The organism is Kribbella sp. NPDC104218 (genome assembly GCF_055584105.1).
In genome coordinates this window covers 669,470-693,018 of record NZ_JBVJMQ010000001.1, presented here as the reverse complement: position 1 = coordinate 693,018, position 23,549 = coordinate 669,470, and the positions used below count along the sequence as shown (strand labels likewise).

Genomic DNA, 23,549 nt, shown 5'->3' with positions numbered 1-23,549 from the left:
GCTCCGGTGAAACTCATTTAACCCTTCACCGCGCCGGTGAGGACGCCCTTCGCGAAGTGGCGCTGCAGGAACGGGTAGACCAGCAGGATGGGCACGATCGACACCACCAGGATCGCCATCTGGATAGATGCCTGCGGCGGCAGCAGTTCTGTGCCTAGCTCAGCGCTACCCAGCTGGGTGTCGTTGATGACGTACGTCCGCAGCACCAGCTGCAGCGGCCAGAGCCTGCTGTCGTTCAGGTAGAGCAGTGCGGAGAAGAACGCGTTCCAGTACGCCACGGCGTAGAACAGCCCGATCACCGACAGCACGGCCCGGGACAGCGGCAGCACGATGTTGGTGAAGGTCTTCAGCTCGCCGGCGCCGTCCATGCGGGCGCTCTCGGTGAGCTCGCTCGGCAGATTCATGAAGAACGCGCGCAGGACGACGACGTTGAACGCACTGACCATGGTCGGCACGATCAGCGCCCAGATGCTGTCCAGCAGCCCGGCTCCCTTGACCACCAGGTAGGTGGGGATGATGCCGGGCGAGAACAGCATGCTGAAGAGCACGACCAGCAGAATCGGCCGCCCGGCCACGAACTCTGGCCTGGACAGCGCGTAGGCGAGCAGACAGGAGACGGTCAGGCTCAGTAGCGTTCCGACGACGGTGACGAAGATGCTGATCAGCAGGGCCTGGGTGACGACGCCACCCGCGAAGAGCGACCGGTACGCCGCGAAGTCGATGGACTCCGGGATCAGCACCAGCCCGCCGGACTCGTTGATCTGTTTGTTCGGTGCGACGCTCGTCGAGAGGACTCCGACGAACGGAACGATGACCACCGCGCAGAACACCAGTAGTACCAGGCCTTTGAAGATGCGCATCGGCCACGAGGGCATCGGCACGCCCTGAACGATTCTGCGACTCATCGGCGGTACACCCCTTGCTCTCCGAAGAGGTGGGCGACTTTGTTTGCCGCCAGCACCAGTGCGACGCCGACCAGGCCTTTGACCAGTCCCACCGCCGCAGCGACACCCCAGGCCCCGCCGAGGACGCCGTTGTTGTAGACGTAGGTGTCGAGCACCTCACTGACATCACGGCCGACAGCCTGTTGCTGCAGGATGATCTGCTCGAAGCCGACGGTCAGAGAGTCGCCCAAGCGCAGGATGAACAGCAGGATGATGATGCCGCGCAGACCGGGCAGAGTGACGTGCCACAGCTGGCGCATCCGGCTGGCGCCGTCGACGCTGGCGGCTTCGTACAGCTGGGCGTCGATCTGGGACAGTGCGGCCAGGAAGAGGATGGTGGCCCAGCCAGAGTCCTTCCAGATGATCTGGGAGGTGAGCAGCACATGGAACAGCTCCGAGTTACCGATGATGTTCAGCGTGGCCAGGTCGTGTGAACGCAGGTAGTTGTTCAGTAGTCCGCTGCCACCCAGCATCTGCTGGAAGAGCGCGACCACAATCACCCAGGACATGAAGTGCGGCAGGTAGAGGATGCTCTGCGCAATGCGCTTGATCCGCTCGGAGAACAGCGAGTTGAGCAGCAGTGCGAGCAGGATCGGCGCCGGGAAGACAAAGATGGACTGCAGGCTGGTCAGGACCAGCGTGTTCTGCAGCGCGCGCAAGAACGCCGGATCGCCGTTGAAGATCACCGCGAAGTTCGACCAGCCGGACCAGTCGCTGCCGGCGATTCCGAGGAACGGCTGGTAGTCCTTGAAGGCGATGACATTGCCCAGCAGCGGCACGTAGTGGAACGCGACGATCAATGCGGCGCCGGGCAGCGCGAACAGCAGCAGCACCCGGTCACGGGTCAGCCGGCGCCAGACACCGGGCATCTCCTTCGCCGCCGTGTCCGCGAGCGCCTGCTCAAGCTCTGAGCGCATCTTGTCGCCGCCGGCTGATTTCCAGTCCGCCACGCCGCGGGCCCAGCCCGACACCGGCTTCCGGCCCTGCACGATCTGCGTCTCCAGGTCGGTCATCGTCCGGGCCAGCTGCGCCTGCTTCTTCGACTGGGTATCGGAGTACAGACCGTACGAGGCATCGTGCACCAGCTGTTTCGCGATCTTCTGTTGGACTGCGTGCTGTTTGCGCGGCACCTCTGGTTTGCCTGCCCAGTACAGCGACAGCTGGGAGTCGCTGATGTACTGCAGTCCGATGCCGGTCTCGACGACGCCGGCCTTCGACGGGACCGGATCCGTGCCCTGTAAGGCGTAGTGGCGGCCGGCGACGCCGTACTTGCGGAACAAGTACTCCTCGGTGCCGAACGGTGCAGCCATCCAGTTGGCGATCTTGAGCAGCGTCTCGGGGGAGTGCTTGGTGTCCTTGCTGAACGCCGTCACGTTGTTCAGTGCGCCACCCATCCACGGAGTGCCACCGGGGACGTCGAGCATGTTGACCGCGAAGGAGTCGCCCGCGGTGTTGTCGGCGTAGTACTGGTTCCAGGCGACGAAGCTGTCGTAGTCGAAGACCGCAGTGCCGCCGTTGAACCACTGTTTGCGCGCACTGGCCTTGTCGTTGAACGCATCCGGATTCACTACCCCGGCGGCGACCATCTTGCGACCGGACTCGAGAGCCTGTTCGTTCGCCTCATGCTCGTAGCTGGAGCTGAACTTGCCGCCGTCCTGCTTCCAGACGTTCGGTACGCCGAGCATCTGCCGGATGGTCGACAGTGGTACCCGCGTCCAGGCCCACCGGTTCTGCTTGGCCGCAGTCAGCTCTTGGGCCAGCTCGAAGAACTCCTCGAAGTTCTTCGGCGCCGGGTCCTTGATGCCCTTCGCTGCCAGCAGGTCCTCGCGGTACAGCGCCAGTGAGGTGCGGGACATGCCCCGCGGGACCGGGACGCCGTAGATGGCGCCGTTGAAGACGCAGCCCTTCCAGAAGTCCGTCGGGATGTTCGCGAGGAACGGGTACTTCCGCACCGCGTCACCGGACAGGTGCTCGGTCAGATCCAGGCACTTGGCCTTCACCAGGCCAGGGATCTGCGCGGTGTCGACCGGGATGTTGAGGATGTCCGGCAGGTCGCCGCCGGCGATGCGGGTGGCGAACTTGTCCTTGTACTCGTCGTTCGACGCCATGCTGATCCGGAGCTCGGAGCCGAGCCGCTCGTTCAGCGCCTGCCAGAACTGGTTGCGGTCCGCGGCCGGCGGAATCGCGCCCGGGATGTTGGTCAGGAACGTGATCGGCTGCCCGTCGCCAGGCGCCTCGGTGATGGCCTTGACCGGGTTCGCCGGGTACTTCAGGAAGGCGTCGAGGACGACGCCGTCGCCGGGCAGGTCCGGTGTGACGCCGGCGTACTTGGTGTACGTCGGCAGCCGGACGGCGCGGTTGGCGGCCGCGGCGTTGTTCTGGTTCGGGCCGCAGGCGGTCAGCAACGGCGTACCGGTGACGGCGACAGCGGCGGCGGCCAATCCGCCGCCGAGGAACGTACGTCTGCTGACTGACATGAGGCCTCACCTTCCGTCGGAGACCACACCATGACATAGTACGTCCTATGTCTTCAAGAGTCGGTGCCGCTCCGGTGGTGGTCTTCGACCCGGCCGGGTCGGGGTATCACACGTTCCGGATCCCGGCGGTGGTGTCGCGGGGCCAGCTGGTGCTGGCCTTCTGCGAGGGCCGCCGGCACGGGCCAGGTGACTCGGGCGAGATCGAGCTGGTGCTACGGCGTTCGCTCGACGGCGGGCAGACCTGGCTACCGCTGCAGATGGTGCTTGCGGTGCCGGGAAAGACCTGTGGAAACCCGGCGCCGGTCATCGACCCGATCAGTGGCGACATCGTGCTGCTGTCGGTGCAGAACGGCGCCGACGCGGTGGAGTCCGCCTTGGCGCACGGTGACGACGTCGACGGCCGCCGAGTGTTCGTTCAGTGGTCTGCGGACGACGGTGCGACCTGGAGCTCGGCTCGCGAGATCACTGCGCAGGTCAAACCGGCGGACTGGGGCTGGTACGCGACAGGGCCGTGCCACGGGATCGCATTACGAGACGGCCGGCTCGTGGTGCCCGCAAATCACTCGGTGGTCCCCAGTGGGGTCAACGGCGGCCACTGCCTGCTGAGTGATGACTCTGGTTGGACCTGGTCGGTCGGCTTCGTCGACCGCAATGACGGGCCAGAAATCAACGCCAACGAGACCGCAGTCGCACAGCTGCCTGACGGGCGGCTCTACTTCAACGCCCGCAATCACCTCGGCACAGGGCCGGCCCGAGTACACGCCTGGTCGTCTGACGGCGGAGTCACGCTGGATGCGCCGTACGCCGGGATACCAGCGATCACCGCACCCGGGATTCAGGGGAGCGTGCTGACACTGCCCGACGGGCGGTTGTTGCTCTCGACACCTACTGACCCGGCGGTGCGCCGGGAACTGACCGTTTTCGTGAGCTCCGACGCCGGTGTGTCCTGGGAGCCCGGCCTGGTCGTGCACTCCGGCATGGCCGGGTACTCCGATCTGACGCTGCTGCCCGATGGCTCAGTCGGTGTCTTCTACGAGGCGGGCGAGACGTCGTCGTTCGCTGCGTTGCGCTTTGCCACATTCGCCCTTTGACCGTTGGGAGATCGCCTTGCTGACTGGTGTCGTACCGCCCCTCGTCACACCGTTCACCCCGTCGTACGACGTCGACACTGCGTCGCTGGCCCGGCTGGTGCAGTACCAGCTGGCTGGTGGAGTCAGCGGCATCTTCGTGCTGGGCACCTCTGGTGAGGGCACCTTCTTGAGTGATGAGCAGCGCCAGGTGGTGCTGGAGACGGTCGTTGGTGAGGTCGGCGGTCAGGTGCCGGTGCTGGCCGGGGTGATCGATGCGTCGACTGCTCGCGTTGGTGCGCATATCTCTGCCGCTCTGAAGACCGGAGTGGACGGTCTGGTTGCCACGGCGCCTTTCTACGCGGCCACGCATTCGGCCGAGATCCGGCGGCACTTCACCCGGCTGGCCGAACTGGCCGGTGAAACGCCCTTGTACGCCTACGACATCCCAGTGCGGGTCGGAACCAAGCTGCCGGCGCCCCTGATGATTTCGCTCGCGAAGGCCGGTGTGATTGCCGGTGTGAAGGATTCCAGCGGCCAGGAGTCGAGTCTGCGTCGCCTGGTGCTGGAACGACGCGACGCCGGGCTGGAAGGGTTCGCGATCATGACGGGGTCGGAGGTCTCGGTCGACTCCGCACTGGCCTTCGGAGTGGACGGCGTCGTCCCAGGGCTGGGAAATGTGGACCCGGCGGGCTACGTGCGGCTGTTCGGTGCGAGAGGTGCGGCAGCGCGAGCGGAGCAGGAGCGGCTGATCCGGTTGTTCGAGCTAGTCGACGTCGCGGACCGCGGGCGGATGGGCGCCAGCTCGGCTGCGCTGGGAGCGTTCAAGGCCGCGCTGCATCTGCTCGGGGTGATCGACTGCCCGATCCCGGCGTACCCGGGGATTCCACTGGACGACGCCGAGATCGCGGCGATCCGGCCGTTGCTGGACCGCGCCGGATTACACTGAGCGGTCTCTACCAAGGGAGGCCGGGCAGTGACGACGGGTGGGCTCAGCCGGGCTCGGGGCGCGGCAGGCAATCAGTCCTTCATCCGCGACCAGATGAAGTCCTTCATCCTCGAGCGCGGGCTGAAGGCCGGTGACCCGCTGCCCAACGAGCAGGAGCTGATGGCACAGCTCGGCGTCGGCAGACACCCGCTGCGGGAGGCGATGAAGGCGCTGCAGGCCGTCGGCATCATCGAGATCCGGCACGGCTACGGCACGTACGTCGGTGCGGTGTCGCTGCAGTCCCTGGAGGACGGCCTCGCGTTCCGGATGTCGCAGTCCATGGCCGGCGACCTCCGCGACGTGCAGAACGTGCTGGAGGTCCGTCAGGCGCTCGAGGTCGGGCTCGCGGAGGACGTGGTCGCCCACTTCGCCACGCACGACGCCGACGTCCTCGAGGACCTCGTCCAGCGGATGGAGGCCAAGGCCGCGGCCGGCGAGTACTTCCCCGACGAGGACTGGGCCTTCCACCAGGCCCTCTACGAGCCGCTCGGCAACGCCCTCGTCATCGACCTGCTGTCGGTGTTCTGGCGCACCTTCGCCGAGGTCGACGCCCGGCTGCCCGGCGCCCGCTACACCCCCGCGGACGCCGCCGCCTGGCACCGGGACCTGCTCGACAAACTCGCCGACCCCGATGCCTTCGCCCGCTCCATGCGCAGCCACTTCAACGGCATCCACAGCCGCCTAGGCGAATAGATTCTCGGCGTCGACAATCGTGTACGCATAGCCCTGTTCGGCCAGGAAGCGCTGGCGGTGGGCGGCGAACTCGGCGTCGATGGTGTCGCGGGCGACGATCGAGTAGAAGCGGGCGGTGCGACCGTCCGCCTTCGGGCGCAGGACGCGGCCGAGGCGCTGGGCCTCCTCCTGGCGGGAGCCGAAGGTGCCGGAGACCTGGATGGCCACCGAGGCCTCGGGCAGGTCGATGGAGAAGTTGGCGACCTTGCTGACCACCAGACGGTCGATCTCACCGGTGCGGAACGCGTCGAACAGCCGCTGCCGCTCCTTCACGGTCGTCTCGCCCTTGATCACCGGACACTCCAGCCGCTCGCCCAGCTCGTCCAGCTGGTCGATGTACTGGCCGATGACCAGCAGCGGCTCGCCCTTGTAGTGGTCGGCGATCCGACGGACCAGTCGGGACTTGGCCGGTGTGGACGCCGCCAGCCGGTAGCGGTCCTCCGGCTCGGCGGTGGCGTAGACGAAGCGTTCGCTCTGCTCCAGGTCGACGCGGACCTCGACGCAGTCCGCCGGGGCGATCCAGCCCTGGGACTCGATGTCCTTCCAGGGCGCGTCGTAGCGCTTCGGACCGATCAGCGAGAAGACGTCGCCCTCGCGACCGTCCTCGCGCACCAGCGTCGCCGTCAGACCGAGGCGCCGCCTGGTCTGCAGGTCGGCGGTCATCCGGAAGATGGGGGCCGGCAGCAGGTGGACCTCGTCGTACACGATGAGGCCCCAGTCGCGGGCGTCGAACAGCTCCAGGTGCGTGTAGACGCCCTTCCGGCGGGTCGTCATCACCTGGTACGTCGCGATCGTCACCGGTCGGATCTCCTTGCGGGAGCCGGAGTACTCGCCGATCTCCTCCTCGGTCAGCGACGTCCGCTTCAGCAGCTCGTCTTTCCACTGCCGGGCGGACACCGTGTTCGTGACCAGGATCAGCGTCGTCGCCGAGGCCTGCGCCATCGCAGCCGCGCCGACGATCGTCTTACCGGCGCCACAGGGCAGTACGACGACGCCCGATCCGCCGTGCCAGAACGACTCGACCGCCTGCTCCTGGTACGGCCGTAGCTCCCAGCCGTCCTTCATGAGGTCGATCTGGTGGGCTTCGCCGTCGACGTACCCGGCAAGGTCCTCAGCAGGCCAGCCGAGCTTCAGCAGCGTCTGCTTGAGGTGACCGCGCTCCGACGGATGGACGAGCACGGTGTCGTCGTCGATGCGCGCCCCCAGCATCGGCTTCACCTTCGCGGAACGCAGCACCTCCTCCAGCACCGGACGGTCGGTCGTGACCAGCACCAGGCCGTGCTGCGGGTGCTTCTCCAGCCGCAGCCGCCCGTAGCGGTCCAGCGTCTCGGCGATGTCGACCAGCAGCGAGTGCGGCACCGGGTACCGGCTGTAGCGCAGCAGCACGTCGATGACCTGCTCCGCATCGTGGCCGGCAGCCCGCGCGTTCCACAGCCCCAGCGGCGTCAGCCGGTAGGTGTGCACATGCTCCGGCGCGCGCTCCAACTCAGCGAACGGCGCAATAGCCTTCCGGCACTGCCCAGAATCCGGATGCGCAGTCTCCAGCAACAGAGTCTTGTCCGACTGCACAATCAACGGCCCGTCCGTCACGCGCCACTCCCATCACTCGCCCGACCCTCCATTGTGCCTGTTAATGCCAAACGACAGCCGCGGCCGCCTGAACGGCCCTATCGTGAGGGGATGGAGTGGCTGCTGGCGGTGCTGGGTGCGGGCGGAGTGGTGGCACTGGGGCGGTACGCCCTCGCGCGGCGATCGGGACGTCGGGAGGCGGCTCTCGAGCTCGACCAGGTCAAGCGGCTCCTCGACGAGGACGTGACGCTGTTGGGTGAGCAGCTGACGCGGCTGGGGGAGGAGGTCGCGGGGGTCGAGCTGGCTGCGGATACCCGGCTCGACTACCAGCAGGCGCTGGATGCGTACGAGACCGCGCAGCGGGCCGTACCGGGGATGAAGCGGACCGATGCCGTCAGCACGATCGCGGACACGCTTGCGTCGGCCCGCTACAAGATGGCGTGCGTTCGGGCACGCGTTGCGGGGGTGGCGGTCCCGGAGCTCCGAGTGCCGTGCTTCTTCAACCCGCAGCACGGGCCGTCGGTTACCGAGGTGGTCTGGACGCAGCCCAAACGCGGTACCAGGCGGGTGCCGGTGTGTGCGCAGGATGCGGCGCGGCTGGCGGCTCATGAAGAGCCGGAGGTGCGGTACGTCATCATCGGCAACCGACGGGTGCCGTACTGGGAGGCGGGCGCGTCGGCCGCGCCGTACGGGCACGGCTACTTCGTCACCGGAGCTGGTGCGGCGCATATCGCCCAGTCGTTCCTCGGCGGCGGTGCGGTCGGTGACGTCGGTAGTGGCTACTACGGCCACGGCAGCGGCGACGGCGGCTTCTCCGGTGGCGACGGCGGTGGGGGCGGGGGCGGCGACTAGCTGTCGACTGGCCGCGCGGCGGAGATGCGGTGCAGGGCGTAGGTGCTGGGCTGGTTGGTGGTGGGGTCGTAGGCGGTGAGCCAGCCGTCGGCGACTCGGGTGGGCTCTACGACGCGCTCGGACGCGGTGCCGTTGTGGTCGACGTAGGAGATCCAGGTGCGGGTGTGGGACTCCGCGGCGTTGGTGAGGACGGCGATGGTCTCGGCGGGGGCAGCCGGCTCGGGGGTTTCGTCGCTGGGACGGTCTGCGGCCAGGCGGTCGCCGGCGCGGACCTTCTCGATGACGGCTTTCACCTGGTCGGTGGTGAGCTCGATGGTGCTGTCGGCGAAGTCGCGGCTGGTACGTCGGCGCGGTGGCTCGCCGCGGCGGTTCGAGGCGGTGCTGATGTGGACGACGCCGTCGAAGGTCTCGGCCAGTGGCGCGAGCCCGGCCTCGCGGAGGCGGTTCAGCACGATGTCCGGCGGTGCGGGCGAGACCACCACGGTCGGCGCCAGCCGGCGGAACTGCACACCGGGCAGGTTCGAGCTCAGCAGGTGGGTGAGCACCGCCTCGTCGTCACAGCGCAGGTACGTCGACGCCGTGCCCAGCCGCAGGACGCCGTGCCGCCGGGCGACGTCGTCCACCAGGTAGGTCAGCGGCTGGGGGATCGGAGTCCGCGAGTGGGCAGCCAGCCACTGGTGTAGCTGGTCTGCCGTCCGGCCGAGGTCGAACGCTCGGCGTACCGAGCCTTCGCTGAACCGGTAGACCGCCGCACCGCCGTGGGACTCGACGTCCGCCATGGCGGACAGCTCATCCTGGACGACGCGGACGAGCGGCCCCGGAGCGACGGCGGTCAGGTCAGCCTGGAGCAGGATCTCGGACACCGGCTCTGGTACGAGCGGGCTGATAGCCTGGGCCAGCTCGTCGACCGTCGGCTCTTGGGTCAGCAGCGGGCGCGCATGCCGAGCCATCGCGCCGAGCCCGGTCAGACCGAGCAGAGCGGCCTCGGTGATGGCCCACTCGACCAGCTCGTCACGGAACTGCCCGCCACGACGCGGCCGATGCCAGGCCACCCAGGTGACGACGGACTGCGTGGCTGGGGCGACTCCGGCCGGCGCCTCACCCAGCGCGCGCAGCGTCAGCACCCGTACCTCTGGAGCCAGCAACCGCTCCAGATCCGGTGCGAGTGCGTTGATCAGGCGCTCGCGCGCAGCGGCCGTGGCGCCGGAGCTGTCTCGGCGTCCGATCAGTCCGATCGCCCGCATGCCGCCGAACCAGGCCATGACGAGCTGCGCCCACCGGTGCGACAGATCCAGGTCCAACCAGTCGTCGTACGCGCTCGTGGGCAACCAGAGCTCACTGGTCCCGACCTCAACAGCCGCGACCAGACCGGCGGCGTACGCGATTTCCAGTACTGCAGCCGTGGTCGGCTCGTCTGCGCCGATCTTCCCGGCCAGATTGCGCAGCTCGCGGACTCCGATGCCGCCGGTCCGCAGAACCGGCGGAGGCTCGATGCCGAGCTGCTCGAGCGCTCTGTCGACCTGCCGGACCAGATCCAACGCCGCACCGGCAGCAGCGTGGTCGACGATGGTCGCCGTCACCTTCTTGCCGTCCAGCGGCGGCGGAGTCGGCCGGGTAGCGGCCAGAACGCGCCCACCGCGGAGGTGCAGGCCGATCTGCCGCGGCAGTACGACGGTGTTCGGATCGCGCGGTACGACGAGGCCACGCGCCAGCAACCGTTCGACCGGCGTACGGGCCGACGCGATCGTCACCGGCCGCTCGGCCTTCTCGACGGAACCGGTCGGAGGCCCCCACGTCAGCTTGTCGAGCACCTCACGCGCCTCCGGCCCGGCGTCCTCGATCAGCTGGTCCAGATCGCCGAAATGCCGAGTGGTGATCGGACCGAGCCCAGCGGGTGTCGGACCGAGCAACTCGTGGACGGCGCGAATCAGCCGCAGGTCATCCTCGGTACCCCACACCAGCGCGAGATCGAGCAGCTCGGCCACTCGCGGCTGGACGACCTCAACCGGCTGGGCTGCGCCCGCAGCGAGGTCTGCCAGGCTCACTGGCTCAGGCAGAGCAGACAGCGCCTCCAGCAGGTCGACGCCGAACTCGTCGAGCCGGTTGATCGCCCGCGCGGCCGACGCATTGGTCGTGGCACGCGCTGCCAGCTGGCTGGTGTCCGCCGGAATGGGCATCGCCAAGTCCGGCCGCTGCTGCAAGAGGCGTCCGAGGGCAGCGTCGTCCCAGGTACGCAGGGCCTCTGCGAGGGTGCGTGGGCGGTTACGGTCGGACGTGCTCATCCCTCCAACGGTACGGCCCGAGCTCACGGATCACTAACCGTCGCCCGAAACGTCGAAACCTCCCACGTGGCTCCGACGTACCGGCAACAGACCATAGGAGGACTCTCATGGACGTGACTTCTGCAGATGGCACGACGATCGCTTACGAGCGAGTGGGCCGGGGGATGCCGCTCGTTCTGGTCGCGGGTGCGCTGTGTGACCGCGGTGCACTCAGACCGCTCGCTGACGAGTTGGCCGGGGCTTTCGACGTCATCAGCTACGACCGGCGCGGCCGCGGTGACTCCGGCGACAGCACGTCGTACGCCGTCCAGCGTGAGGTCGAAGACATCGCCGCGCTGGTCCAGGTGCTCGGTGGCAGTGCGGCCGTTTACGGGCATTCCTCCGGCGCGGGCCTGGCGGCGATCGCGGCGGGCAGCGGTCTGCCGTTCACCCGGGTGGTTCTGCATGAACCGCCGTATGGGCCGGACGACGTCGACTCCAGCGAGGACGGCGCTCAGGTGCTCAACCTGCTCGCCCAAGGGCAGAACCGGGAGGCTGTTGAGCTCTTCCTGGTCATGGCGGGGATGCCGACGGCTGAGGCGCTGGAGTACGCCGCTGCGCCCGGTGTGGCCGAGCTGGCGCCGACACTGGCGTACGACTTCGCCGTGATGGACCACGGCACCCCTGGCGGCGGTCTACCGGCTGACCTGCTGGCGCGGGTCAGCCAACCGACGCTGGTCCTGGCCGGGACGGCGTCACCGCCGTTCATGGTGGACGCCGCGCACCGGGCGGTGAAACTGCTGACCGCCGGCACACTGACCGAGCTGCCCGACCAGGGCCACGCAGTGGCACCGGAGCTGCTCGCGCCGGTGCTGCGGACGTTTCTCAGTCCGCGATGATCTCGACGGTCACCTTGTTCGGGTAGAAGGCGACGTGGTCGCGGATGTCGCCGACCGCGTCGTACGGCTGCTCGTAGGTCCAGACTGCGTTCTCACCGTCGGCGCCGGCCGCCACGATGCTGTAGTACGCGGCGTCGCCCTTGTAGGGGCAGTACGTCGTGTGCTCCGTCCGCTCCAACGCTGTGAAGTCAACGTCCGCCCGGGTGAGGTACTGGACCGCCGGGTACGTCGACTCCTGGAGCGACAGCGCGTCCCTGGTGTCGGCCAGGACCACGTCGCCGAGCTTGACGACCACTCGGTCCGGATTCTTCGCGACGGTGATCGGGTGGTTCGCTCCGGGCAACTTCCGCGTCTTGTCAGCCATGACGGTTTTCAACCGTCTGCTGCCGGCGGGCATTCCCTACGGCTGCTCCAGCTCCACGACCAGGCAGGGGCCGCCGTCGAACGCGCCGCCGTCGATGCCGAGGACCAGGTCGTCGGCGTACAGGTGCGGGCCGGTGAGGAACTGCGGGAGGATGCCGAGCTGGTCCGCGACGATGCTGTGGCCGTGGACGATCCGGCGGCCGCCGAGGGCCTGGAGCAGGATCCGGGCGATCTCGGGACCGCCTGGTCCGCGGAACGCGTAGCGCGACGTCATCCGGCGCCAGATCTCCCACCAGACCACGATGTCGTCGCTGTGCAGGTCGGCGTGGGCGCGGGTGTTGATCTGGTCGAGCGTGTCACCCCAGTCGACGTACTCCGCGGTGTCGGAGTGCATCAGCAGGTGGTCGGCGTCCAGACCGAGCAGCGGCTGGTCCAGCAGCCAGGCGACGTCGTCGTCGCTGATCAGCTCCTGGTCGCGGTCCTGGCCGCCGTTCAGCGCCCAGGACCGTTCGAAGCTGCGGCTGGTGATGCCCTCGTGCGGGACGAAGGTGTCACCGAACTTGCGCATGCCGAGTGCCAGGATCTCGTGGTTGCCGAGCAGCACGTTGACCGCCTCGGCGGGCGCCTGGTCGACCAGACCGCGGACGAACCGCAGCGCGCCGATGCCGTCCGGACCACGGTCGAAGAAGTCGCCGAGCACCCACAGTCGCGCGTCAGCCCCCGCCCAGTTGCCGTCCGCGTCGGTCAGGCCGGCCGCGAGCAGGGAGGCCTGCAGCTTCTCGGGATGCCCGTGGATGTCACTGACGGCGAAGACTCGCGTCATATCAGCCTTACGCTCCCCAGGAGAAGTGGACCTCGAGCGACACCTCGACGGTCTGGTCGCCCGGGACGACGTTGACCGCGGAATCGAACGACAGCTTCGCTCCGGCGGCCTGGGCCTCGAACCGCGGCGCCTGACCGTGGGTCTCGGTGATGGCCGTGACCGAGCCGAGCGTGAACCCGGCCAGCGCGGCCAGCTCGGTGGCCTTGTCCTGGGCCTGACCGAAGGCCAGCTCCCGGGCGCGGGTGAGCAGCGCGGACTTGTCCTGGACGTCGAACTGGAGCGACTGCAGATTCAGATTGTTGCCCGCCGCGTTCACTGCCGCGTTGAGCAGCGCACCGAAGCCGGCGAGGTCCTTGAGGTTGATGGTGAGGTGGTGCGCGCCCCGGTACGCCGGTGCGGTGCCTGGCTCGCGGTACTCCTGGTACACGTTCACCGTGGCGGTGCCGATGTCGGACTGCGCGACACCCTGCTCCCGGAGCGCGGCAATCACCGCATCCGTGCGTTCACCGACCTGTGCGACCGCGGCAGCCACGTCCGGTGCGACATGCTCCACGCTGAGAGACACCCGTAGTACGTCGGGCGCCGTACTGACCTGACCTGATCCGACAACCGTCACCCCAGTTTCCATGGGCGTTAGTCTGACACCTCCGATCAGCTAGCGCGGGGGATGATGCGGGCCGGGATGTCGTGCAGGTGACAGAGGGCCAGCAGCGCGGTGCCGTCGATGAGCTGGAGGGGCTTGCCGGTCGCGAACTGGTAGCTGGTGGGACCGAAGCCGCTGGTGGTGATCAGGATGCCCTTGGTGGCGCCGGCGTCCACGACGGTGCCGAACAGGTCGCGGACGGCGGAGGGCGGGACGGTACGGGTCCAGAGCTTGGCCTGGACGACGAACTTGCCGCCGGTGATCGGCCGTGGGTCGTAGGCGACGCAGTCGATGCCGCCGTCGGTGCCACGCCGGAACAGGCGGGTCTCGAGGCCCATCCGGGTCAGCAGGTTCTGGACGAGGTGTTCGAACGAGTCCGGGCTCAGCTCGAGGAGGTTGGGTCGGCTGTCGATCTCACTGAGCACATCGATCGGTTCGATGGTTCGCGGGTCGGCCAGGTCGAACTCGAGTACCGGCTCGACCGGCTGCAGCTCCTCCGGGTGCCGTGACACCTCTGCGGCGAAGTAGTGCCGGACGCAGGCCACCGGGTCCAGCTGGTCGAGTACTAGGGCTTGGAACTGCTCTCGGGTGGCCCGAAGCGTGATCAGACACGGCCGCACGGTCTGGCCGGTCGGCAGGTCCACCGCCTCAACCATCCCGTTGAACACGACGGTGTCGACGACGCCGTACCGATCGCTGCCGAAGATCAGGTGCAGCGCCCGGAGCGCCAGCTGAGCGACCAGCTGCTGGTAGAGCAGCCGCACCTCCTTCTCCGGCCGGGGGACGGCGACGACAGCGTCCACCTCTCGGTCGTACCGGTACGACGCCTCCCGCGGGACGACCGACATCTCCGGGAGGTCCCATTCCACGGCCAGCAAGGTGGACTCCGGCACGTAGCTGACGCGCCGACGGCGGGGGAAGCCGAGTGGTTCGGCCACTCGTTCAAGCGCCTTATGGAAGTACCGGGTGACCGCAGCACGGTCGTGACCCATTACTGCGCGCTGGTAGGCGTCGACGCGCGCGTGCTGTTCCGCGGTCGCCTCGTCCAGCCGGCGTTGCTGGTCGACCTGCTCGCGTAGCGCCCGGGCAACGCGGTCCCTTCGGTTCTCCTCGGCGATCCGGTGTCGCTCGATCGCCTCCGCGAACCTGTCCTCGGCTGCGGCCAGCCGCCGCGCGTACCGGCGTTCGGAGCCCCACCAGCGGAACGGCCCGGGCGCCTGGGGCAAGAACGCGTCCCAGACCGGCCCGGGACGCGCAGTGAGATCAGCAGCCGCGACTGTCGGCGGAGCACGCCGCGGCGCCCGTTTCAGGGTCTGCAGGTCGGTGCCGTGCACATCGATCGCCAGCGCGTCGGCCAGGAGGTTGCCCAGGTCCCGGACGCGCTCGCCTACCGCAGCGGTACGTTGTGCCGCCTCGGCGGTACGTCCGGGCGGACGGTCGCTGCGGGCGTACCCCTCATCGGTTCGGCCCATCGCCTCACACCTCTCCGATCCAAGGTAACGGTCCAACCACGCAGCGCGACCAATGTGACGGAGAGTTGGCAAGGACATTGCTTGCCGTCCACCCCCTGTTTCCCGCCGCACGTGCGGTTGCACGGGTATCCGCGCAGGGCCACGATGACAACCATGAGCCTGCCTTCGTACGCGTCCGGAATCGCCGAGGTGCCGTTGCTGGGTGAGACGATCGGCGCCAACCTCAGACGGACGGTCGAGCGGTACGGCGACCGGGACGCGCTGGTCGAGGTGCAGACCGGCAGGCGCTGGACGTACGCCGAGTTCGGGGCGGAGGTCGATCTGGTCGCGCGCGGCCTGCTGGCCCGTGGCATCGCCAAAGGCGACCGGGTCGGCATCTGGGCGCCGAACTGCGCGGAGTGGACCATCACGCAGTACGCGACGGCGTCTGTCGGGGCCATCCTGGTCAACATCAATCCGGCGTACCGCACGCACGAGCTGGCCTACGCGCTCAACCAGTCCGGTGTGCGGTTGTTGATCTCGGCTACCGAGTTCAAGACCAGTGACTACCGCGCCATGGTTGATGAGGTACGCCCGGACTGCGGTGCGCTCGAAGAGATCGTCTACATCGGCACTGGTGACTGGGACGGCCTGCGCGATGCCGCGTCCGCCGTACCGGATGACGAACTGCAGAAACGGGCGGCCGAGCTGTCGTTCGATGACCCGATCAACATCCAGTACACCAGTGGCACAACGGGCTTTCCGAAGGGCGCGACACTCAGCCACCACAACATCCTCAACAACGGCTTCTTCGTCACCGAGACGATCGCCTTCACCGCTGAGGACCGGCTGTGCATTCCGGTGCCCTTCTACCACTGCTTCGGCATGGTGATGGCCAACCTGGGCTGTACGACGCACGGTGCGTGCATGGTGATCCCGGGGCCGGCGTTCGACCCCGCTGCGACGCTGCAGGCCGTCCAGGACGAGAGGTGCACCGCGCTGTACGGCGTACCGACGATGTTCATCGCCGAGCTGGGGCTACCGAATTTCGACGAGTACGACCTGTCGACGCTGCGCACCGGCGTGATGGCCGGGTCGCCGTGCCCGATCGAGGTGATGAAGCGCTGTCTGGCGGACATGCACATGGCTGAGGTGGCCATCTGCTACGGCATGACCGAGACGTCGCCGGTGTCCACGCAGACGCGCCGGGACGACGATCTGGACCGGCGGACGTCGACCGTCGGCCGAGTCATGCCGCATGTCGAGGTGAAGCTGGTGGACCCGGCCACTGGTCTGGTGGTCGAGCGCGGCGAGCCAGGCGAGCTGTGTACGCGTGGCTACTCGGTCATGCTCGGCTACTGGGACGAGCCGGCCAAGACGGCCGAGGCGATCGACCAGGCGCGCTGGATGCACACCGGCGACCTCGCAGTGATGCGTGAGGACGGCTACGTGAACATCGTCGGCCGCATCAAGGACATGGTGATCCGCGGCGGCGAGAACGTGTACCCGCGCGAGATCGAGGAGTTCCTCTACACGCATCCGGCGGTCGCCGACGTCCAGGTGATCGGCGTCCCGGACGCCAAGTACGGCGAAGAACTCTGCGCCTGGATCAAGCTTAAGCCCGGCGCCGAGCCCCTGGACGCCGCCGCCGTCCGCGCCTTCGCCACCGGCAAACTCGCGCACTTCAAGATCCCCAAGTACGTCCTGCTCGTCGAGGACTTCCCGATGACGGTGACCGGCAAGATCCGCAAGGTCGAGATGCGCGAGAAGTCCGTCGACCTGCTCGGACTCAGCTGACGCGAGCCCGCCCGGCCAGTAGCCCGACGCTCCGGAACAGCACGACGACCGTCCCTACAAACAAGGGGAGTGCGAGCAGGCTGTGGGCGGTCAGGTTCTGGACGACCTGCGTCACCGAACGCCGTCCCAGCGGCGTCCTGGAGCCGTGCTCACCACGGCACGACTGGAGGCGCTGTACGGGACGGGCCAGGCGCCGGCGACGAAAAGCTGCAGACCGAAGTACAGCGGTGGCACGAGGCCCCAGAGCCAACGGCCGATGACCACTTCGCGCGACATGCCACCTCACTGTACGTGCGCTGCTAGCGGACGGCGGCGAGTGCGGCGGAGTCTTCGGCGCCGAAGACGTCTTCCAGCTTCTCCGGGGAGTAGTCGAGGTCGATGCCGGCCACGTCGGCGCCTACGGCGGACTCGATGGCGCCGAGGCGGCGGGTCGCGCGGTCGCCGGCGTACGTCATCAGTGCGGTCGGGTTGATCTCTGGAGGCAGTTCTGAGGAGTTGTCGAGGGCCCACTGGATTTGGGTGAGCGCATGGGGGAGGAGCTCTTCCATGGTGTCGGTGACGACCTTCCAGTTGGAGGCGTCGGCAGCTACGTGACGGCGGCAGGTGAAGGTGCCCCATGCCATGTGGCGGCGTTCGTCGTCACCGATCCGGCGGATCAGCTCCTGCATGCCGGGCAGGATGCCGCGCGCCGTACAGAGCAGGTTCCAGGCGTGGTAGCCGGTCAGTGCGAGTGTGCCCTCGACGACGTGGTTGTAGGTGACGGAGGCGCGGACCTGGTTGGCTGGTGAGGGGTCGGCACTCAGCGACTTGAGCGCAACGGGGAGGGCTTCGTAGAAGATCGCTCGGTAGCCCGGGTTGTTCTCCACATAGTGATGCAGGTCCTCGGTGACGCCGACCGCGTCCAGCCAGAGCCGGAAGACCGCAGTGTGCTTCGCCTCCTCGAAACAGAACTGCGTCAGGTACATCTCGTCGCCGAAGCGGCCCTCGGCCGACATCGCCTGCAGGAACGGTTGCAGGTCCTCGGTGACCGCCTCCTCGCCGGCGATGAACTGCGCGCAGAGCAGTAGCGCGTTGTCCTTGTCGTTCGCACTGAGCTCCTGCCAGTCCTTGGCGTCCTGACTGAAGTCGATGTCGCGGGGGTTCCAGAACTTCCGGTTGCCCTTGTCGAAGAGGCGCAGCGGCAGTGCGTCCCAGTTGAAGCCGCCGGACTTCAATGAGCTGAAACCCTGCCTGTGCAACGGATTCGTCATCACTGCCTCCTGGACTGAGTCAGAAAGGGACTGAGCACGCGACCGAGCTGCGCCGCCACAGCCGCCGGTGGGGGCCCCGGCGTGACGATGTGGCTCAAGACAACGCGGAGTGCGATGTCGACGCAGCTGGTCGCGTCCTGCGGTGGCACCTCGGGCCAGTGCGCACGGACGTGCGCATCGAGCGCCTGGTGGCACACCTCCAGCAGCTGCTGCCCCCGTGTGGTCAGCAGCTGGCTGGCCTGGTCCGACCCCGGCTGTCCCAGCGCCGCCTTCACCAGCGGGTTCTCCCCGGCCAGTGCGAGAGCCCGCTCGACCGCGGCCTGCAAACCGGCGATCGGGGTGGGGGCCTCGGCGAGCGCCGCGTTCACGTCCAGCAGGAACCGTTCCGTCTCCCGTGCCGCGACCGCCTGCAGCACGCCCCACTTGTCGCCGAACTCGTTGTAGACGGTCTGCCGGGACACTCCGGTACGCCGACCCACGTCGGCCATCCGGAGCCCGTCGTACCCGCCGGCCACGATCGCGTCGTACGCGGCGTCGAGCAGCTCGTCGCGTAACCGGCGCTTGGTGCGGTCCGCGAACGAGTCCATGACTCTGAGGGTTTACATTTCACCCTCATATGTCAAGAGGTCGAACAAGTAATCCTCAGGTGTCAAGTGACGAGAAGTGCGCCGCGTCGCCGGTGCGCGGGGTGCTGCGGACGCCATCCACGCTCACTGGGACGTCGCCGGCCAGCGTGATCCGGTGCAGCCGGCGGGGCTGGTCGTCGTAGTCCGCGACGCCGTAGTGCTGGGTGGCGCGGTTGTCCCAGATCGCGAGGTCGCCGGGCTGCCACTGCCAGCGGACGGTGTTGTCGAGGTTGGTGATCCGGTTCTGCAGCAGCTGGAACAGCGCGGTCGTCTCGGTGCTGCTCAGGCCGACGAACCGGCGGACGAAGTGGCCCAGGACGAGCGCGCGCTCACCGGTCTCCGGGTGGACCCGCACGACCGGGTGCTCGGTCTCGAACAGCTTCGACTCGAACTCCTTCTGGTACTCCTCGAACTTCACGTCGACGCCGCCGATCCGGCCCTCGTCCGCGTGCCCGGCGTAGTCGTACACGTTGCTGTGCACGGCCCACAGCCGGTCGACGAGCGCCTGCAGCGGCGCCGGGAGTTTCGCGTACGCCGTCACCGTGTTGGCCCAGGTCGTGTTGCCGCCGTACGCCGGGAGTGTGACCGCGCGCAGCAGGCTCATGGCGGGGATCCGGTCGACGAACGTGACGTCGGTGTGCCAGCTGTTGGCCTTGCTGTAGTCGGAGTCGATCGGCAGCACGTTCGCGGCGCCGTCCACGCTCCGCGAGGTCGGGTGCGCGAGGGTCGGCGTCCCGAGCAGCTTCGCGAAGGCGAGCTGGCCGGCGTCGTCCAGCTCGTGCTGGTCGCGGAAGAAGATCACCTTGTGGTCGAGCAGGGCCTGCCGGATCGCCGCGACGGTCTCCGGCGCGAGCCCGCCGCCGAGTTGGACGTTGCCGATCACCGCGCCGATCGCACCACCGGCCTTGGCGACGGTGATCTCGGGCGCTTCGAGCTGAGCGGTCATGTTTCCTCCAAGGGTTCGGTCCATAATCCGATTGATTCAATGCACATAACAGCTGTTTCGGGATGCGAGACCGGTCTGTCGGCGGCAGGACGTAGGGTTGGGGACGTGTCAACCGCCGACCTGCAACCCGCCCCCGCCGGGTACGACGTGCCGGAGCTCGTGGTCGGCTTCGACCTGGACATGACGCTGATCGACTCCCGCCCTGGGATCCGCGCGGTCTGGGAGCTGCTCGCCGCCGAGACCGGCGTCCAGATCGATTCCGATCTCGTCGTCAGCCGGCTCGGCCCGCCCCTGACCTGGGAAATGGCGAACTGGTTCCCCGCCGAGCAGGTCGACGCGATGGTCACCCGCTACCGCGAGCACTACCCGTCGCAGGCGATCACCGGCAGCCTGCCGCTGCCCGGCGTGGCCGAGTCGCTGGCCGCGATCCGCGCCCTGCACGGGCGGACGGTCGTCGTCTCCGCGAAGTACACGCCGTCGGTCAAGCTGCACCTGACGCATCTCGGCCTGGACGTCGACGAGCCCGTCGGCGACCTGCACGGCGCCGAGAAGGGCACGGCCCTGCGCGAGCACAACGCCTCGATCTTCGTCGGCGACCACACCGCCGACATCGACGGCGCGCACGCGGCCGGTGCGCTGGCGGTCGCGGTGGCGACCGGCCCGTTCACCGCCGACGAGCTGCGTGCGTACGGCGCGGATGTCGTGCTGAACGATCTGACCGAGTTCCCGGCCTGGCTCGACGCGTACGTGCTCGAGCAGCGGCTGGAGGCGTTGATGAAACGCCTGACCACCTACGACAAGCTGGTCGTCGCGTTCAGCGGCGGCGCCGACTCGGCGTTCCTGCTGGCCGCGGCCGCCCGCGCGATCGGCGCGGCGAACGTGGTCGCCGCGACGGCGATCTCCCCGAGCCTGCCGGTCGCCGAGCTGGAGCCCGCGGCCCGCTTCGCCGACGGACTCGGCGTCCGCCATGTCACCCCGCACACCCACGAGATGGAGCGCGAGGGCTACCAGGCGAACGCTGGGGACCGGTGCTATTTCTGCAAGGCCGAGCTGGTCGAGACGCTGCAGCCGATCGCCGACGAGTTCGGCATCCCCGCGATCGCCACCGGGACGAACGCCGACGACGCGAAGGCCGGCTTCCGGCCGGGGATCCGGGCGGCGCACGAGCGCGGCGCGATCACCCCGCTGAAGGACGCGCGGCTGACCAAGGCGCAGATCCGTACGGCGTCGCGCAGCTGGGGGCTGGCGACGTCCGACAAACCGGCCGCGGCCTGCCTGTCCAGCCGGATCGCGTACGGCGTCCGGATCACGCCGAGCCTGCTCGCGCGGGTGGATCGGGCCGAGCAGGTGGTCCGGTCCCGGCTGGCGGCGGACGGCGTCCAGAACGTGCGCGTCCGCGATCTGGGGGCGAGCGCGAGTATCGAGATCGACCGCGACCTGCTCGATCGGGTCGACCATGCCGAGCTGGTCGCCGCGGTGGTGGCCGAGGGCTTCCTGGCCGCGACAGTCGACCCGCGCGGTTTCCGGTCCGGATCGATGAACGAGCGGTTGAAGGATCCGGAGAAGTACCGGTGACGACTGTTTCCCAGAGGCGCTGACGCCGCCGGTCACGTACGCTGGGTAGCCGATCGGGCCGCCCGCCCGGTCAGGGTTTTCCGACGATTGATTTTGAAGAGGTTCCCGTGCCCGTTGGCAAGGTCAAGTGGTATGACTCCGAGAAGGGGTTCGGCTTCCTCAGCAAGGAAGAGGGCGGTGACGTCTACGTCCGCGCCGAGGCGTTGCCGGCCGGTGTGACCAACCTCAAGCCCGGCCAGAAGGTCGAGTTCGGCGTCGTCGAGGGCCGTAAGGGCGAGCAGGCGCTGCAGGTCCGGCTGATCGACCCGCCGCCGTCGGTGGTGAAGGCGATGCGCCCGAAGCCGGAGGAGATGCAGCTCGTCATCGAGGACCTGATCAAACTCCTCGACAACCTCGGCGAGGGCTACCGCCGCGGCCGCCACCCCGACGGCAAGGCCGCCCGCCAGGTCGCCACCGTACTCCGCGGCGTCGCCGACAAACTCGACGTCTGAGCCGCCGGTCAGCGCGGCGGCTCCGGGCGGCGGTTGTTCTCGAGGGTCGGCTCTTCGGCCCAGGGGGCGGGCTGCTCGTCGGCGTCGTCCTCGGGCTGGCCGCTCCACCACTTGCCGACCGGCTGCTGGGTCTTGACCTCGACAGTCGGCTCGGCGCCGTCGTCTTGGGGCCGCTCGGCGCGACTGGCCCGCTGCTCGGCGATGCTCGTCGTCATGACCGTCCGCGTCGTACCGCGCGGCTCGGACGGCTTCGGCGATTTCGGCGAGCCGGGACGACGGACGCCGCCGACGCCCGGGACACCGGACGGTTTCATCCGCAGGACCAGGACGACGGCGATCAGCAGCACCGCCGCGAGGAAGCCGAAGCCGAGGCGGGGGATCAGCGGCAGCACGATCCCGCAGCCCCCGCCCAGCACCCAGGACAGCTGCAGCACGGTCTCCGAGCGCGCGAACACCGACGTCCGGACGGTCTCGGGGACGTCGCGCTGGATCATCGCGTCCAGCGACAACTTGCCGAGCGAGCTGCACGAGCCGGCCACCAGGCCGAGCGCGATGAGTATCGGGAATCCGTAGAAGATCGCGACCAGGACGGCGATCGCCGCGTCGGCGAGCAGCACGACCAGGACGACGGTCTCCGGTTTTCGGGCCTTCAGTAACGAGCCGGCCAGCGTGCCGAGGCTGTTGCCGATGCCGGCCGCCGCGACCACCGCGCCGGCGGCGACCGTGCCGTTGATCCCCGCGATCGGCTGGTCGCGGAGCAGGAACGCCAGGTACATGGTCAGGAAGCCGGAGACGAACCGCAGGCCGAGGTTGCAGCGGATGCCGCGAGCGACCGCCGCGGTGATCGCCTTCCGGCGGGCTTCGCGGCCCGCCGTCCCGGTCATCTCCTCGCCGGCCGGCGAGTCGACCGCGGCCGGCAGCCGGATCGCGAGGATCAGGCCGACGCCGTACACGACGGCGGCCCAGCGCAGCGACCACTGCGGGCCGATCGCGGCGAAGGCGCCCGCGATCCCGGCGCCGACGGTCGCACCGGCGACCCCGGCCAGCGAGATCCGGGAGTTGGCCGTGACGAGCGTGATCCCCTTGGGGAGCAGCCTCGGGACGGCGGACGCCCGGGTGACGCCGTACGCCTTGGAGGCCACCAGGCAACCGAGGGCCGCTGGGTAGAGCCAGACCGAGCTGCTGTCGTTGATCGAGGCGGCCAGGCTCCAGACCAGGAAGCCGCGGGCGCCGAGCGTCGCGCCGATCGCCCAACGGCGGCCGTGGCGGAACCGGTCCAGGATCGGGCCGATCAGCGGGGCCATCAGCGCGAACGGCGCCATCGTCAGCAGCAGGAAGAGCGCCACCCGGTCCCGCGCCTGGTCGCTCGGGACGGTGAAGAAGACCGTGCCCGCGAGGGAGACCGCGAACGCCGTGTCACCCGCCGCGTTCACCGCGCCGAGCTCGATCAGCCGGGACAGGCCGGACTCGCGAGCGCCCTGTGCCCCGGTCAGGCCGCTGATCCGGCGTCCGGTCCAGCGGCCGACGTTGCCGCCGACGGTCGCCGTCTTCTTGGACGCCGCGGCGACGCCGGTCGCGCCGGCCTTGGACGCCCGGCCGAACTTCCGGCCCGCGGTACCGAGCCGCTCACGCGCTGCGCCGACCCGCTCACCGGCCGACTTCTTCGGACCGTCGTCCGCCGGTTTGCGCGCGCCTCGGGCCGCGCCCGGGCCCGGCGTACTCCCGGGGCCGCGCGGCTGGTCGGCCGGGTCTGGCGTGTGCATGTCTCCATCCTGCCTCGTGCCGGGGACGGAGC

22 protein-coding genes are annotated in these 23,549 nt (G+C 68.7%); 8 read left to right on the top strand and 14 right to left on the bottom strand.

Features of this window, described 5'->3' with window-relative positions:
* Positions 1 to 17: 17 nt before the first annotated feature.
* On the bottom strand, positions 18 to 905 hold the full coding sequence (locus ACZ6ZD_RS03185; protein WP_465667831.1) for a carbohydrate ABC transporter permease: 888 nt from the start codon (positions 903 to 905) through the stop codon (positions 18 to 20).
* The gene (locus ACZ6ZD_RS03180; protein ID WP_465667829.1) at positions 902 to 3,421 is read right to left on the bottom strand and encodes an extracellular solute-binding protein; all 2,520 of its coding nucleotides are present in this window, start codon (positions 3,419 to 3,421) and stop codon (positions 902 to 904) included. Before ACZ6ZD_RS03180 ends, ACZ6ZD_RS03185 begins: the two co-directional genes overlap by 4 nt.
* Positions 3,422 to 3,468: 47 nt before the next feature.
* Here ACZ6ZD_RS03180 and ACZ6ZD_RS03175 point away from each other — a divergent pair, with 47 nt between their 5' ends.
* Genes ACZ6ZD_RS03175 through ACZ6ZD_RS03165 form a run of 3 tightly spaced genes read left to right on the top strand, consistent with a single transcriptional unit; the run spans position 3,469 to position 6,169 of the window.
* Positions 3,469 to 4,512, top strand: a complete 1,044-nt coding sequence (locus ACZ6ZD_RS03175) for a sialidase family protein (RefSeq protein WP_465667827.1) — start codon at positions 3,469 to 3,471, stop codon at positions 4,510 to 4,512.
* Between the two features lie 16 nt (positions 4,513 to 4,528).
* A complete protein-coding gene (locus ACZ6ZD_RS03170; RefSeq protein WP_465667825.1) occupies positions 4,529 to 5,437 on the top strand; it encodes a dihydrodipicolinate synthase family protein in 909 nt (302 codons plus the stop codon).
* Between the two features lie 27 nt (positions 5,438 to 5,464).
* Positions 5,465 to 6,169, top strand: coding sequence for a FadR/GntR family transcriptional regulator (locus tag ACZ6ZD_RS03165; RefSeq protein WP_465667823.1), 705 nt, complete (start codon positions 5,465 to 5,467; stop codon positions 6,167 to 6,169).
* On the opposite strand, the gene ACZ6ZD_RS03160 is transcribed toward ACZ6ZD_RS03165, so the two are convergent.
* Complete coding sequence (locus tag ACZ6ZD_RS03160) at positions 6,158 to 7,798, bottom strand: DNA repair helicase XPB (protein WP_465667821.1); 1,641 nt, start codon at positions 7,796 to 7,798, stop codon at positions 6,158 to 6,160. The genes ACZ6ZD_RS03165 and ACZ6ZD_RS03160 overlap by 12 nt on opposite strands.
* A gap of 90 nt (positions 7,799 to 7,888) precedes the next feature.
* On the opposite strand from ACZ6ZD_RS03160, the gene ACZ6ZD_RS03155 reads away from it, so the two are divergent.
* Positions 7,889 to 8,629 (top strand): hypothetical protein, encoded by a 741-nt coding sequence (locus ACZ6ZD_RS03155; protein ID WP_465667819.1) that lies wholly within the window; start codon positions 7,889 to 7,891, stop codon positions 8,627 to 8,629.
* On the opposite strand, the gene ACZ6ZD_RS03150 is transcribed toward ACZ6ZD_RS03155, so the two are convergent.
* Entirely contained in the window at positions 8,626 to 10,911 is a 2,286-nt protein-coding gene (locus ACZ6ZD_RS03150) for a helicase-associated domain-containing protein (protein WP_465667817.1), read from the bottom strand. The two genes, ACZ6ZD_RS03155 and ACZ6ZD_RS03150, sit on opposite strands and share 4 nt — an antisense overlap.
* Positions 10,912 to 11,018: 107 nt before the next feature.
* Between ACZ6ZD_RS03150 and ACZ6ZD_RS03145 the strand changes: the two genes are divergently transcribed.
* Positions 11,019 to 11,789: an alpha/beta fold hydrolase gene (locus ACZ6ZD_RS03145; RefSeq protein WP_465667815.1), complete on the top strand. Its 771-nt coding sequence runs from the start codon at positions 11,019 to 11,021 to the stop codon at positions 11,787 to 11,789.
* Here ACZ6ZD_RS03145 and ACZ6ZD_RS03140 read toward each other — a convergent pair.
* Genes ACZ6ZD_RS03140 through ACZ6ZD_RS03125 form a run of 4 tightly spaced genes read right to left on the bottom strand, consistent with a single transcriptional unit; the run spans position 11,776 to position 15,090 of the window.
* Positions 11,776 to 12,153: a DUF427 domain-containing protein gene (locus ACZ6ZD_RS03140; protein ID WP_465667813.1), complete on the bottom strand. Its 378-nt coding sequence runs from the start codon at positions 12,151 to 12,153 to the stop codon at positions 11,776 to 11,778. The two genes, ACZ6ZD_RS03145 and ACZ6ZD_RS03140, sit on opposite strands and share 14 nt — an antisense overlap.
* Positions 12,154 to 12,189: 36 nt before the next feature.
* Positions 12,190 to 12,975 carry a metallophosphoesterase gene (locus ACZ6ZD_RS03135; RefSeq protein WP_465667811.1) on the bottom strand — a complete coding sequence of 262 codons (786 nt, stop codon included), beginning with the start codon at positions 12,973 to 12,975 and terminating at the stop codon, positions 12,190 to 12,192.
* A gap of 7 nt (positions 12,976 to 12,982) precedes the next feature.
* A complete protein-coding gene (locus ACZ6ZD_RS03130; RefSeq protein WP_465667809.1) occupies positions 12,983 to 13,603 on the bottom strand; it encodes an SIMPL domain-containing protein in 621 nt (206 codons plus the stop codon).
* A gap of 23 nt (positions 13,604 to 13,626) precedes the next feature.
* Complete coding sequence (locus ACZ6ZD_RS03125) at positions 13,627 to 15,090, bottom strand: restriction endonuclease (RefSeq protein WP_465667807.1); 1,464 nt, start codon at positions 15,088 to 15,090, stop codon at positions 13,627 to 13,629.
* Positions 15,091 to 15,243: 153 nt separating this feature from the next.
* Between ACZ6ZD_RS03125 and ACZ6ZD_RS03120 the strand changes: the two genes are divergently transcribed.
* Positions 15,244 to 16,866 (top strand): AMP-binding protein, encoded by a 1,623-nt coding sequence (locus tag ACZ6ZD_RS03120; RefSeq protein ID WP_465667805.1) that lies wholly within the window; start codon positions 15,244 to 15,246, stop codon positions 16,864 to 16,866.
* On the opposite strand, the gene ACZ6ZD_RS03115 is transcribed toward ACZ6ZD_RS03120, so the two are convergent.
* From ACZ6ZD_RS03115 to ACZ6ZD_RS03095, 5 genes are read right to left on the bottom strand one after another with little or no spacing between them, the layout of a single operon-like run.
* Positions 16,859 to 16,981, bottom strand: a complete 123-nt coding sequence (locus ACZ6ZD_RS03115; RefSeq protein ID WP_465667803.1) for a hypothetical protein — start codon at positions 16,979 to 16,981, stop codon at positions 16,859 to 16,861. The genes ACZ6ZD_RS03120 and ACZ6ZD_RS03115 overlap by 8 nt on opposite strands.
* A complete protein-coding gene (locus ACZ6ZD_RS03110) occupies positions 16,978 to 17,142 on the bottom strand; it encodes a hypothetical protein (RefSeq protein ID WP_465667802.1) in 165 nt (54 codons plus the stop codon). The genes ACZ6ZD_RS03115 and ACZ6ZD_RS03110 overlap by 4 nt, the downstream gene beginning before the upstream one ends.
* A gap of 23 nt (positions 17,143 to 17,165) precedes the next feature.
* Positions 17,166 to 18,116: a R2-like ligand-binding oxidase gene (locus ACZ6ZD_RS03105; protein WP_465667800.1), complete on the bottom strand. Its 951-nt coding sequence runs from the start codon at positions 18,114 to 18,116 to the stop codon at positions 17,166 to 17,168.
* Positions 18,116 to 18,703 carry a TetR/AcrR family transcriptional regulator gene (locus ACZ6ZD_RS03100; RefSeq protein WP_465667798.1) on the bottom strand — a complete coding sequence of 196 codons (588 nt, stop codon included), beginning with the start codon at positions 18,701 to 18,703 and terminating at the stop codon, positions 18,116 to 18,118. Before ACZ6ZD_RS03100 ends, ACZ6ZD_RS03105 begins: the two co-directional genes overlap by 1 nt.
* A gap of 55 nt (positions 18,704 to 18,758) precedes the next feature.
* Entirely contained in the window at positions 18,759 to 19,688 is a 930-nt protein-coding gene (locus ACZ6ZD_RS03095; RefSeq protein ID WP_465667796.1) for a TauD/TfdA dioxygenase family protein, read from the bottom strand.
* Between the two features lie 105 nt (positions 19,689 to 19,793).
* Between ACZ6ZD_RS03095 and larE the strand changes: the two genes are divergently transcribed.
* Together larE and ACZ6ZD_RS03085 are read left to right on the top strand one after the other, a co-directional pair.
* Positions 19,794 to 21,263, top strand: coding sequence for an ATP-dependent sacrificial sulfur transferase LarE (gene larE / locus ACZ6ZD_RS03090; protein WP_465667794.1), 1,470 nt, complete (start codon positions 19,794 to 19,796; stop codon positions 21,261 to 21,263).
* A 107-nt stretch (positions 21,264 to 21,370) separates the two neighbouring features.
* Positions 21,371 to 21,754 (top strand): cold-shock protein, encoded by a 384-nt coding sequence (locus ACZ6ZD_RS03085; protein WP_465667792.1) that lies wholly within the window; start codon positions 21,371 to 21,373, stop codon positions 21,752 to 21,754.
* 8 nt (positions 21,755 to 21,762) lie between these two features.
* On the opposite strand, the gene ACZ6ZD_RS03080 is transcribed toward ACZ6ZD_RS03085, so the two are convergent.
* Positions 21,763 to 23,517: an MFS transporter gene (locus ACZ6ZD_RS03080; RefSeq protein WP_465667790.1), complete on the bottom strand. Its 1,755-nt coding sequence runs from the start codon at positions 23,515 to 23,517 to the stop codon at positions 21,763 to 21,765.
* Between the last annotated feature and the right edge of the window lie 32 nt (positions 23,518 to 23,549).